Annotated in this window: 13 protein-coding genes and 3 pseudogenes; 7 read left to right on the forward strand and 9 right to left on the reverse strand. The window is 65.6% G+C overall.

Features of this window, described 5'->3' with window-relative positions:
• A pseudogene (locus tag AC1DWT_RS46075) lies at positions 1-560 on the forward strand (phytoene desaturase family protein); the annotation flags it as partial.
• Here AC1DWT_RS46075 and AC1DWT_RS46080 read toward each other — a convergent pair.
• Positions 559-972, reverse strand: coding sequence for an NYN domain-containing protein (locus tag AC1DWT_RS46080; RefSeq protein ID WP_206012301.1), 414 nt, complete (start codon positions 970-972; stop codon positions 559-561). The pseudogene AC1DWT_RS46075 and the gene AC1DWT_RS46080 sit on opposite strands and share 2 nt — an antisense overlap.
• A 106-nt stretch (positions 973-1,078) precedes the next feature.
• Here AC1DWT_RS46080 and AC1DWT_RS46085 point away from each other — a divergent pair, with 106 nt between their 5' ends.
• Positions 1,079-2,062, forward strand: coding sequence for a magnesium transporter CorA family protein (locus AC1DWT_RS46085; RefSeq protein WP_477925821.1), 984 nt, complete (start codon positions 1,079-1,081; stop codon positions 2,060-2,062).
• Positions 2,063-2,426: 364 nt separating this feature from the next.
• Here AC1DWT_RS46085 and AC1DWT_RS46090 read toward each other — a convergent pair whose 3' ends face one another.
• On the reverse strand, positions 2,427-2,693 hold the full coding sequence (locus tag AC1DWT_RS46090) for a hypothetical protein (RefSeq protein ID WP_206012300.1): 267 nt from the start codon (positions 2,691-2,693) through the stop codon (positions 2,427-2,429).
• Positions 2,694-2,698: 5 nt separating this feature from the next.
• On the opposite strand from AC1DWT_RS46090, the gene AC1DWT_RS46095 reads away from it, so the two are divergent.
• The gene (locus AC1DWT_RS46095) at positions 2,699-2,845 is read left to right on the forward strand and encodes a hypothetical protein (protein WP_179377706.1); all 147 of its coding nucleotides are present in this window, start codon (positions 2,699-2,701) and stop codon (positions 2,843-2,845) included.
• Positions 2,846-3,057: 212 nt separating this feature from the next.
• On the opposite strand, the gene AC1DWT_RS46100 is transcribed toward AC1DWT_RS46095, so the two are convergent.
• Together AC1DWT_RS46100 and AC1DWT_RS46105 are read right to left on the reverse strand one after the other, a co-directional pair.
• Positions 3,058-3,435, reverse strand: coding sequence for an STAS domain-containing protein (locus tag AC1DWT_RS46100; RefSeq protein ID WP_241031212.1), 378 nt, complete (start codon positions 3,433-3,435; stop codon positions 3,058-3,060).
• Between the two features lie 289 nt (positions 3,436-3,724).
• Positions 3,725-4,450, reverse strand: a complete 726-nt coding sequence (locus tag AC1DWT_RS46105; RefSeq protein ID WP_206012299.1) for a GAF and ANTAR domain-containing protein — start codon at positions 4,448-4,450, stop codon at positions 3,725-3,727.
• Positions 4,451-4,659: 209 nt separating this feature from the next.
• Between AC1DWT_RS46105 and AC1DWT_RS46110 the strand changes: the two are divergent.
• Together AC1DWT_RS46110 and AC1DWT_RS46115 are read left to right on the forward strand one after the other, a co-directional pair.
• Positions 4,660-5,980: pseudogene (locus tag AC1DWT_RS46110) on the forward strand (HNH endonuclease).
• Positions 5,981-6,094: 114 nt separating this feature from the next.
• Positions 6,095-7,813, forward strand: coding sequence for a cutinase family protein (locus AC1DWT_RS46115; RefSeq protein WP_206012298.1), 1,719 nt, complete (start codon positions 6,095-6,097; stop codon positions 7,811-7,813).
• Between the two features lie 6 nt (positions 7,814-7,819).
• Here AC1DWT_RS46115 and AC1DWT_RS46120 read toward each other — a convergent pair whose 3' ends face one another.
• From AC1DWT_RS46120 to AC1DWT_RS46140, 5 genes are all read right to left on the reverse strand, one after another.
• Complete coding sequence (locus AC1DWT_RS46120) at positions 7,820-8,401, reverse strand: DinB family protein (RefSeq protein WP_072946229.1); 582 nt, start codon at positions 8,399-8,401, stop codon at positions 7,820-7,822.
• Between the two features lie 36 nt (positions 8,402-8,437).
• Positions 8,438-8,581, reverse strand: a complete 144-nt coding sequence (locus tag AC1DWT_RS46125; RefSeq protein ID WP_206016307.1) for a hypothetical protein — start codon at positions 8,579-8,581, stop codon at positions 8,438-8,440.
• A 204-nt stretch (positions 8,582-8,785) separates the two neighbouring features.
• Entirely contained in the window at positions 8,786-9,049 is a 264-nt protein-coding gene (locus AC1DWT_RS46130) for a GlsB/YeaQ/YmgE family stress response membrane protein (RefSeq protein WP_095864160.1), read from the reverse strand.
• A gap of 100 nt (positions 9,050-9,149) precedes the next feature.
• A complete protein-coding gene (gene mbp1, locus AC1DWT_RS46135; protein WP_005570747.1) occupies positions 9,150-9,386 on the reverse strand; it encodes a microaggregate-binding protein 1 in 237 nt (78 codons plus the stop codon).
• A gap of 38 nt (positions 9,387-9,424) precedes the next feature.
• Complete coding sequence (locus AC1DWT_RS46140; protein WP_206012297.1) at positions 9,425-9,964, reverse strand: Dps family protein; 540 nt, start codon at positions 9,962-9,964, stop codon at positions 9,425-9,427.
• A 481-nt stretch (positions 9,965-10,445) separates the two neighbouring features.
• Here AC1DWT_RS46140 and AC1DWT_RS46145 point away from each other — a divergent pair, with 481 nt between their 5' ends.
• Entirely contained in the window at positions 10,446-10,691 is a 246-nt protein-coding gene (locus AC1DWT_RS46145) for a cold shock domain-containing protein (protein WP_072946233.1), read from the forward strand.
• Between the two features lie 146 nt (positions 10,692-10,837).
• Positions 10,838-10,967: pseudogene (locus AC1DWT_RS46150) on the forward strand (ATP-binding protein); the annotation flags it as partial.

The raw sequence follows: 10,967 nt of genomic DNA on the forward strand, positions 1-10,967 counted from the left end.
GAATGGGACACCCCCGTCGTAAAGGTCAACTACGCACTCGACCGCAAGATTCCGTGGCCGTCCCAAAACCTCGAATCCGCCGGAACGGTGCATCTGGGCGCCGGCGACGACGGGGGTCGTCCCGGAACGCCCGTTCCTGCTGTTCGGTCAGATGACGACGTCGGACCCCAGCCGTTTCCCGGAAGGAATCGAAAGTGCCTGGGCCTATACGCATCTGCCGCGGGGGATTGCCGACGACGAATCGGCGGAGCTGCCGGCGCACCGAGCGGACGCGATGCTCGAATCGCACGCGCCGGGATTCGCGGAGCGCGTGGTCGGGCGCAACGTGCAGCGTCCCCGCGACCTCGAGGCGAGCAGCGCGAACCTGCACGGTGGGGCCGTCAACGGCGGCACCGCTCAGTTGTATCAGCAGCTCGTCTTCCGTCCGACCCCTGGTTCGTCCGGGCCCTACACGTCGATCGACCGGCTGTACCTGGCCAGTTCCACCGCCCACCCGGGCGGCGGTGTCCACGGGATGTGTGGACACAACGCAGCCAACGCCGCCCTGGCCGACGACGGTCAGGAACTCTCTCCGTCGATGCGGGCAAGGAGCCACCGCGGGCCGACCGTGACGGCCCCGAGTGCCTCGACTCGGGCCCGGAGCCCACGGTCGGCGGTAACGACGGTGATCGGCCGGTCGCCGTCTTTCTCGGCGGCCACCACGTCGACGATCGCGTCATCGCCCGAACCGTCCGCAGACACCACCCGCAGACCGTCGAATTCCCGATCCTGCTCCCCGGCAACCGCGGCCTTCGCCGCACCCTCGATCACGACCACCACCTCGGCCGGTGAGTCCAGACGCTGGTCCAGGGCGCCCAGTTGGACGAGCAATCGCCGGGCCGCACCGGCACGATCACGCCACCAGCCGTCGGGCCGCGAGCCGACGACGTTCGCCGCATCCACCACGATCAGTGCAGTCCTGTCGTCAGTCATTTCCACAGTTTCCCCTCTCCGGAGACCGGATTCACCGGGTCTCCCGAACCGGGCAGCTGTGGGTGCTAAGACAGGGGTGACGGTGCGTCAGGGCGAGGAGGCCGAAATGGACGTCCGCTTCATCTCCGACGACGGTGTGCGTTCGTGTGCGGCGACCGAGTTGAAACAGTTGCTCGACCGGCCCGACGGATTGGTCTGGGTGGACATCCCGACCTGGGACGAACAGGCACACGACGCGTTGACCACAGTTTTCGGTTTTCATCCTCTCGCGGTGCGTGATTCGGAGCACCGCAATCAGGTTCCGAAGGTGCACAGGTATGTGGACCACTTCTTCGTGGTTCTGCACGCGCCGCAGTCGGGCGCACACGGGCACGTGCACTACGTCGAACTGGACCAGTTCATCGGTACCCGCTACCTGGTGACAGTGCACGGCCCCGTGAATCCGGCGATCGATCCCTCGACGGCGATGGTCGAGGTGAAGGTGGTGCTGGGCCGACYGGAGTCGGGCAAGTTGCGGCCCGGCACGGCATTCGAGTTGTCGTTCGCCCTCCTCGCCGCATTGACGGCACGGATGCGGGCTTACACCGCCGAACTGACCAAGGACGTGTGGAAGCTCGAGCAGCAGGTCACCGGCGGGCACCTCGGTGATCCGGAGACGTTTCTCGACGAGATGTTCCGGGTCCGGCACGGCCTGCTGACGGTCGGCACCATGGCCGCGTTGAGCGGGGAGGTGTACGGCAGGATGGTCACCATCGAGGCGTTCGGCGCCGGCAAGGGGCAGGACCTCCTGCTCGATGCGGTCGATCAGTTCCAGCACCTGACCGTGATGGCCAGGGGACAGAAGGATTACCTCCAGGGCACGATCGAGTTCTACCAGGCCCGCACCAACACCAAGATGACCGTCGCCGCGGAACGCCTCGCCGTCATCGCGGCTGTCACGCTGCCAATTACCGCCCTGTCCTCGATCATCGGCATGAACGTGATCGTGAACGAACGGACGCAATGGCCCTCCGTCGCCGTGATCGTGCTCGTCATGCTCGCCATGTCCGGGGCACTGCTCGTCTGGGCGAAGCGCAAAGGCTGGTTCTGACGCGAACGTGTGACCGCCTTTCTGCGAGGTAGTGGCATTTCGGGGCGTCACCACAAACCCCAACTTCCGGATCCGATCAACCACGTTCACATCCAGCAACGACATACGGGGCGGGGGCGCACAGCTCGGGTGGCCGTCCGTCGATACCACTCCCGAGTCCACAGCGCGTCACGTGGATCGCTTGTGTGACTGGAGGGACGCCGGCGGCGACGGGGGACCGCAATCGAGGCGATTGGGATGGCAGCCACTGGCGCGAGAGGCCGGTTGTGATGTACAACGTACTCGTAAGTTTGTGACTCAGGTCACTCGGTCGCTATTACGGGGTACGCCAGCACATGACCCGCATCACGGTGCAACAGCACGATCAGCACACGATATCGTCGCCCTCCGCCGAGGAGCCGTCGACCCGGCACACACTGCGCCCGACCGTGTACATCGCTTCCGTCTCGGCCGCGACAGCGACCGCGCCCGCCATCGTCGTGACGGGCTCCGTTCTCGTCGCGGTGGCCACTTCCCTGTCAGTGCTCGCTGCCGTAGCACTCGCCGCGCTCTTGATCTGACCGTCGTCCGCATCGCGGACGCACCCTTCGACCACCCCGCGGCTCTCGCCGACGCGGAAGACAGAAAGCACTGGCAATGAACACCTTCACGCCCACCTCGGCTCGCAATCGTGGCTTCGCCCCTTCTCGAGGCTCGATGAGCACTGCGGAGATCAAGAACCGCATCGAAGCGATGTTCCGCGAGGACGACGAACGCGAGTCGATTGCAGTTCGGGCGGAGTAGGGCCGACGCCGGTTCTCACGAACTTTCGCCACGCACTTCGTCGCGAAGTTGCGAGTCGAGGGGGACCCGCACGAGGGCGGCTGCCAGTTCCGCGACCCGGCCCCCGCGGGGCGAGGTCGGACAGTGCGTCGGAATCGTCCGGTAGAGCCTCAGATCGCTTGGAAAAGGAGTGTCGTTTCAGGGTGATGTGCGACGGTATCGCCCGGCTCCGATCACCTGTGCGCGGCCTTCTCCACCCTGTCGAACGCGTCGTGAACCGTGCTGCACGTGGGAATGGTCGCGCTCAGCCCGATGGCCTCGATGGGGCGCAAGACCGCCCGATTACCCGCTAGCGCCCACGTAATATGCTGCCGCCGAGCAGATTCTGCGAACTCGGACAGAATTGACAGTCCCGACGTCCCGACGAAGTCGACCGCGGTCATGTCGACGACGACCCGTGAGAATGAGCCTCCGTCGGTCAGATGTGCGAGAGCAAGCGCGAAGGACGGTGCGGCGAGCACATCGATGTCGCCCGAGATTCGTCCCACGGTGGCGTCTGCGTACGGTGCGAATTCGACGGTCATGCGCAGCCCGCGTTCGTGGGTGGGCATATCCAGTGAGCAATGGATGGGCGGAGACGCAGACGGGGGAGTGGCGTGGAATGACGTGCGTGATGTCTTCATGACCCTCCGATCGCGTGCACCCTGTCGGTCCCAGTGCGCTATYGGCGGAAGGAGCGCACTGGCAGGAGGATCACAGCGGCTTGATAGTGCGCGCAAATCCGTCTACCGCGCACTGCTGCGGCCTCCAAACAATCTGCGGCTGTGTTCTCAACCACGCGCGATCAACACTACGGCTCTGCCCAGGTCGGCATCAACCGATTGTCGACACATTCCGACCTCAGTCGAACTTCGAATTGTGATGCGCGATGACTTCCCGCGCGACGCCGGTGAGCTTGATGTTCATGTCCTGCGACGTCTTGCGCAACAGATCGAAAGCCCGGTCCTGCGAAATGTCGTGGAAGGCCATCAACAGCCCGATGGCTTTCCCGATCTCGCGGTTGCTGGCAAGGCCGTCGCGAAGCGTCTGCGCTTCCTGGTGTTCATGGAGCGCTGTCAACGTCACCGCCGCGAAGGCCGTGATCAGAATCGCCTGGTCGATCGATTCGTCGGTGAGTTCTCCGGGGTTGTCCGCGAACAGGTTGAGTGCGCCGACCTTCCGTCCACGGATCATGAGCCGGAACCCTGCGGCGCCTCGGACGGGCGTCTCGGCAATAGTCCGCCGGGCGAGCCGCGGCCATTGCTTCGAACTCGCGAGTTCGGTTTCTACCTGCGGTGCGTCATTCTCGATCGCGTCGAGGCAGGGTCCTTCCTGCTCGGCTCGCTCGAGTGAGTCGACGTGCGCTGCGACCTCGTCGCTCGCCGCCACGGTGATATGACGATCATCCTGCTTCAGCATGAGGCTGGCATGCGCACACCCGGGGACCAGAGTCGCTGCGGCATCGCAGATGGCCCGGTAGACGTGATCGAAGTCGTCGCCGTTGTACACCATCTCTGCCAACTTCGCGAAGACGACGCTGGGACTGTCGCCTCCCATACGTGCCGTCCCCGAAGGATCATTCGGCATGACTCGCCTCCCGAGGTGCAACAACGCGGCGTGAACCGGGCGCCGCAGTTCGAGCGACGTCCGCACAATTCTGCCAGAACGGCGACACCCGCCGGTGGATCGAGCCGACGGTCGCCGACCTGGGACCGACCCGGTTCGACTATTGCCGGCGCTGCGGCCGATGGGTTACTATCGAACGTATATTCGAATAACCTCGGGGGAGGCTGGTCGTGGGGGATGTGGTGGCACCGGATCTGGAGGAGTTGCGGGCGTTCACGGCGCGGTTGCGGTGTGTCGGGCCGTGTGGTGAGGCGGGGTTGGGGATCGAGTGGCTCGATGCGGTGGAGTCGTTGAAGTCGGTGGGGTGTGCGGTGCAGGCGGTGGTCACCGACGATGTCGCCACCTGCGTGCGGGAGGACCGCAAGGTTCGGGGGTTGCCGCGGGCGGAGTGGGACCGCGGTATCGCGTCGCAGATTGCGTTGGCGCGCAGGGAGTCCCCGAACCGCGGTGGCCGGCATCTGGGGTTCGCTCGGGCGGTGGTGCACGAGATGCCGCATACGTTGGCGTTGTTGCGGTCCGGTCGGTTGAACGAGTGGCGCGACGTTGCTGGTGCGGGAGACAGCGTGTCTGTCGGCGGCGGATCGAGCGGTGGTGGATCGCCGGTTGTGTTCGGACCCGAACATTCTCGACGGGGTCGGGGACCGCGGCCTGGTCGCGAAGGCGAAGGCCCTGGCGGTGGAACTCGACGCCGCCGCGGTCGTGGCCCGGTACCGCAACGCGGTCTCGGAGCGGCGGGTCACGACGCGGCCGGCGCCGGATTCGATGGCGTATCTGAGTGTGCTGATGCCGATGGAACAGGCCGTCTGCCTACACGCCACATTGGGTCGCGACGCCGACAGCCTCATCGCGACCGGGGACAGCGGTGGCCGCACCCGGAATCAGGTGATGGCGGATCTGTTGTTCGACCGCGGCACCGGGGCATCGGTGGCATCGGGGGTGCCGGTGGCGGTGAACCTGGTGATATCCGACGAGGCCCTATTGGCGGGTGAGAGTGAGGCGGCGGATCTGGCGGGGTTCGGGCCGGTGCCGGCTGCAATCGCCCGGCAGCTGGTGGCGGACGCCCTTGATAGTGATACCGCGGTGACGTTACGAAACGTGTACTTGTGTCCGTTGTCGGGGTCGTTGACGGCGATGGAGTCGCAGTCGCGTTCGTTTCCGAAGGGTCTTGCGAAGTTGATCGATCTGCGGGACCGCACGTGCCGGACGCCGTGGTGTGATGCGCCGATCCGCCATCATGATCACATTCTCTCGCGCCGCAACAAGGGTGCCACGACGGCAGATAATGGGGCCGGTTTGTGTGCGGCGTGCAATTACGCGAAGGAGGGCGACGGCTGGACCGCGCGCCCCGTCGGGAGGCATGGCCGAACGCATCTCTTCGACCTCGGCACCCCGACGGGGCACCACTACCGGTCCGCGGCCCCACGCCTCCCGTCCGCGGCGCGACGGTCGGAGATCGAGGCGATCCTCATCGCGCATCTGCGAGCGTCATGAAGCGACTCTGCCGGCGCACCGTGTAACACCGCTGCGGCGTTGCGCGACTTGTCTGTTAACGCGTTGACACCTATTCGGGTGTTCGGCACGCGCCACGAACGGATGGGGTAGACCATGAAACGTCGCGTTTCAGCACGCAAGGTCGCGCATCGACGGAGGATCGCAGGCAGTCTGGTCGCCCCTGGTGCACTGGGACTGGCGGCACTGCTCGCGACACCATGGTCGAACCCAGGGTCACCCGCCACGACGGCGACAGCCTTGACCGCAGCGGCCTCGAATGCGTGCTACGACATGGTCAGCATCGCCGTGGCCGGCCGTGGCGACAGTCCGAGGCCGGGGACCCACCAGATGCTCGTGGCACCGGACGGCACTCCGCTTCCCGCGTCCTACTCCAGCAACTACACCAGTTCCTGGATCGATGAGGTGGTGAACGCGCCGCAGCAATCCGTCGGCGGAGGCTCGTACGCCGCGGTGTACATCGAGTACCCGGCGAACATGAACTCCTACGAGGACGCCGTAAACGCCGGCGTCGACAACACCGAAACCGTCATGCGTTCCATTCACGCGTCGTGCCCCGACACGAAGTTCTCGATCGTCGGCTACAGCGAAGGCGCCGACGTCGCGAGACGCGTTGCGATGGAAGTCGGGAACCAGGACGGCCAGGACGGCTCGTACGAAATTCTCGATCCCACTTCCGTTGTCGGCGTCGTCATCCTGGCGGATGCCGGCCGCAATCTCGGCGAAGGAGCATTTCCGGGCGCCGAGAACGAATTCCGTAATCCCGACGGCTTCGATCTCGCCTACCAGTCAGGTCAGACCGGCACACCCGGGCGAGGTGCTCTGCCCGGGACGTCCGGCAGTTTCGGGGCGTTGGACGGCAAGGTGGCATCGTTCTGCTCGGAAGGCGATCTGACCTGCTCCGCTCCCGAGAACATTGCGCTGCTGCAACTCGCGATCAACGTGGGACGCCAGTTGAATGTCGACGCGTTGCAGAAGGAGGGGCTGACCCCGGCGACGGGACAGGATCTCGCGGTGGTGATCGGGCAGATCGCTCTCGCCGCGTTCGCGGACATCCAGTCGCAGGACAATTGGATGCAGTCCGACGAGACGTTCCTCGACGTGTTGGTCAAGGTGTCGGATCCGGCCTACAAGCCCGCCGATCCCGTTGCGGCGCAGTCCGACACGCCGGCCGGTCCGATCTCGTCCAACCAGGCGGTCGACCTCGTCTACCTGCCCGCGAAGGTGCGGAACGAAATCATCGGGTTCATCGCGGACAACCAGAACACGATCCAGGTGGCGATGAGTGATCCGTACCAGCAGACGCTGGGGGAGGGGACCGGCCACCACTTCGACTACTGGCGTGACGCGAACGCCGGAAACGGGAAACCGCTGACGTCTGCCCAGTACGCAGCGGCCTGGCTGACGCACCTTGCGCAGGAAGCGGAGAAGGGCGAGGCGCGCACGGCTGCGCCGCAGCAGTCGACAGCGAAACTCGCGGCCGCCTCGACGAAGGACGCAGAAGCGGTGCAGGTCGCACCCACCACAACGTCCGCCGCGAAGAAGTCCGCGCCGGCCGGCAACACGGTGAGTGCAACCACGACGACCACCAGCTCACCGGCACCTACGACGGTCGCCTCCACGGCATCGCCGGAACCCACGACCGCCGTGGAGGTGGCCGCAGTAACCACGACGTCGCCGTCTGTGCCGCAGGCCGTCTCGGAATCGTCCGCAGTGGCGACCACGGCGGAACCCACGACGACCACCGCAGCGGAGTCGGTGACCACCACCACGCCGGTCGTCACCACGACGACTGCGCAACCGGCGGCGGGGTGAAAGCCGTCAATCTCGGCCGGCTTCCCGTGCCGCCCGTTCGACGCGGGACCTGTAGTTCTCCCACCATGTGCGCTCTGCTGTAGGCAGGTTGTCGTTGTCCGCCCTCAGCCCGGCGGTTCCGTCGACGAGTTCGCGGACGATGTCGGCGTGGCCCGCGTGCCGGTGAGTTTCGGCGATCCCGTGCACGAGAATCCAATGCAGTGTGACGTCGCGGCGGTCTTCGGGCCAGTGCGGTATCCGTCCGGGCGCGTCGAGCGGCAGCGTCCGGACGGTGGCGTCCGTGTACTCCCACGCCCGGCGGTACAGGCCGACGACATAGTCGCGTGACTCGTCAGCCATCGCCCACATGTCCACATTGTCTTCGGTGTCGTCGGTCACCCACGGTGGGAAGTCTGCGGATCGGCCGAAGGGCTCCCCGAAGTAGCCGATCTCGACGCCGGTCAGGTGTTTGACCAGCCCCAGCAGGTTCGTGCCGGTTGCGGTCAACGGTCGGCGGATGTCGTACTCGGACAATCCGTCCAGCTTCCACAGCAGCGCGTCGCGCGCGGCCTGGAGGTAGTCGTGGAGGTCTGCCTTCGGATCGGTCAATGCCCCTCCTGATCGGTCAGCGGCAGTGCCAGATGGTCAGTCGTTCTCGGCGACGGCGGAGTCCTCTGTCAACTCGGGCGCGTTCTCTCTCGTGGCCATGCCGCCGTCCTTGCCGTGATCGGCTGGGCCCGGGCGCCCGCCTTTCGGATCGTCCTTCTCGTCGTGCGTGCTCTCGGACACGATCACCCTCTCCTTCCGCTGCCCCCGCTTCGCCTACCCGGAAGCATTGAGACCAAAACACGAGGCTCACCGATGCCGCGACTGCAGGACTGCGGCGAAACCCCGGAGTCCGCAGAACACCACCAGCGCGGCAAAGCGGCGGCGACGAAGAGACCGGGCCTGCCCATCGTGTGATGGGCAGGCCCGGTTCTGGAATGTGGGCGTCTAACGTCGCCCGGTCACGAGTTTGACCAGGAACAGGAGTATTACCGCGCCGAGGAGGCAGGTGAAGAAGCTGAACCAGAGACCGCCGCCTTCGACGTCTGTGCCGAAGAGGCTGAGGATGAAGCCGCCGAGGAGTCCGCCGACGACTCCGACGACGATGTTGAGGATGATCCCCATCTGGGCGTCGGTCTTCATGATCTTGCTGCCGATCCACCCGGCGAGACCGCCGATGATGATCCAGCCCAGAATTCCCAGTCCTAGCACGTATCAGTCCTTTCAGGGGTGAGCGTCATCCGGCGGTCGCCGGTGCCACTCGGAGAGGAGACACCCGTTGCGGGCCGGTAGGGTTCCGGCCCGCAGCGTGTCACTGTTCGGCGCGCTGACGTGCTTCCTGCGCCTCGGCCTTGCCGCGAGCCTTCTCTGCTTCGGCTTCCTTCGCGGCTGCCTCGCGCTGAGCGGCGGCTTTGTCCTGCTGCGCCTTGCCCTCGCGGGTGAGGTCGTCCTGGCCCGACACCGCTCCCGCGGCTTCCTTCGCTTTGCCCTTGACGTCTTCGACGACGCCCTTGACGGCCTCTGCCGGTCCGCTGTTGTTCTCAGCCATGTTCGTCACCTTTCGGTAGTGGGATGGTCGGTCCGTACTCACCGCGCTTGCGAGGCGGCCTGCTTCTCGGAGTGCGCGCCGTTGGTGTAGAGGCTGCCGCCGGAGTTCTCGAGGTGGGCGCGCACGAACCACTGGAACTTCTCGAGTTCGCCGGTCTGGCCGATGAGGAGGTCCTCGGTGATCGGGTCGAGTTCGCCCGTTTCGGCGATCGCCTTGCGGTTGTCTTCGACGACGCCGTTGTACACGAGGTCGAGGGCACCGAGGTGCGCCTGCGCCGTGTCGCGGTGCACCGAGTAGTCGTCCCACGTGCGGTCGCGGGTGATGGCGGCCGGTGTGCCGTCGGGCGACTTCCCCAGGGCGGCGATGCGCTCGGCGACCGCGTCTGCGTAGCCGCGCACCAATTCCACCTGCGGGTCGATCATCTCGTGCACGCCGATGAAGTTCGGACCCACCACATTCCAGTGAATGTGCTTGAGCGTCAGATGAAGATCGTTGTACGCGCTGAGCCGCTTCTGCAGGATGCCGGCGACTTGCGCTCCCTGATCGTCGGAAAGACCTGGCACGGTGAACTTCGACATTCTCGGTCCTCTCTTTCGCTTACTGACTGYCTGCGGAACCCCGGGGTGGATGCCCCGTTCGGTCGCCTGCGTGTCGGGGCGGCGCCTGGCGAACTCACCGCGTACCCGTGACGGAAGGTCTCGAATCACGGGCCCTGACCTCGCCGGCGACTTCTGTTCGTGTCGCCACGCGTTCTCGACTCGATCGCTGAAGTTCCGACGCTTCGACCGTACTACAAAATCTATGTCTAGCAAATCAGATCTTCTGTGGCGTCCGACGTGGATGTGTTGTGTCCGCCAGATCTCGATTGTGCAAACGCTCGGCCGAACCGCCCCGTACTCGAAAGAGACCCACTATTTTCGGGTTGATTCGGCCAGGGGGTCGAAAGTGCGCATGCCGAGGAGGAGCAATGCTCAACGTGGCTCTGCTTGTGGTTCTACTCGTTGCGAGCCTGGGGGGCGGCGCCGCGCTCCGCGGCCTGGCCGATCGGAGGGCGGCACGATGAGCGCCGGCGACACACTGCCTGCCCGCCCGTCGACGGACCTGCAGACCGGCACGGTGCGATGGTTCAACGCCGAACAGGGTTTCGGGTTCCTCGCCCCGGCCGACGGATCCGACGACGTCTTCGTCCACGTCTCCGAAATCGCTGGAGACGGTCACCGCATCCTCGTGGACGGGCAGCGCGTCAGCTTCACCGTCTGCCGCACCGACACCGGCAACCAGGCACGCGACGTCCGGATCGCCTGAGACCCACCGAATCGGGTTCGTCGAACCACACGTCAGGACACATTCGGGACACGTTCGCACTTTCGTTCGCCGGCGGGTTGAGGGCCGCGGCAGCTGGGTACGCTGCCGAGAGTCGCAGAAACCGACGACACAGACGTGGAGTGCAGATGGCCGAGGTCGACGAGGTTAGACGAATGAAAACGAGATCCGGTGTGCCCGTGGAACTTCGTGTGGCGGCGGAGTTCGAACAATTGCCCGTGGTGCGCGCCGTGGCGGAAACGCTCGCCGTTCTGGGTG

Source organism: Rhodococcus sp. P4_B6 (assembly GCF_056402215.1).

Coding starts and splice junctions, on each gene's coding strand:
- AC1DWT_RS46080 (WP_206012301.1), bottom strand. CDS start 972: ATGACTGACGACAGGACTGCACTGATCGTGGTGGATGCGGCGAACGTC.
- AC1DWT_RS46095 (WP_179377706.1), top strand. CDS start 2,699: ATGAACACCTTCACGCCCACCTCGGCTCGCAATCGTGGCTTCGCCCCT.
- AC1DWT_RS46100 (WP_241031212.1), bottom strand. CDS start 3,435: ATGCCCACCCACGAACGCGGGCTGCGCATGACCGTCGAATTCGCACCG.
- AC1DWT_RS46105 (WP_206012299.1), bottom strand. CDS start 4,450: ATGCCGAATGATCCTTCGGGGACGGCACGTATGGGAGGCGACAGTCCC.
- AC1DWT_RS46115 (WP_206012298.1), top strand. CDS start 6,095: ATGAAACGTCGCGTTTCAGCACGCAAGGTCGCGCATCGACGGAGGATC.
- mbp1 (WP_005570747.1), bottom strand. CDS start 9,386: ATGGCTGAGAACAACAGCGGACCGGCAGAGGCCGTCAAGGGCGTCGTC.
- AC1DWT_RS46140 (WP_206012297.1), bottom strand. CDS start 9,964: ATGTCGAAGTTCACCGTGCCAGGTCTTTCCGACGATCAGGGAGCGCAA.
- AC1DWT_RS46145 (WP_072946233.1), top strand. CDS start 10,446: ATGAGCGCCGGCGACACACTGCCTGCCCGCCCGTCGACGGACCTGCAG.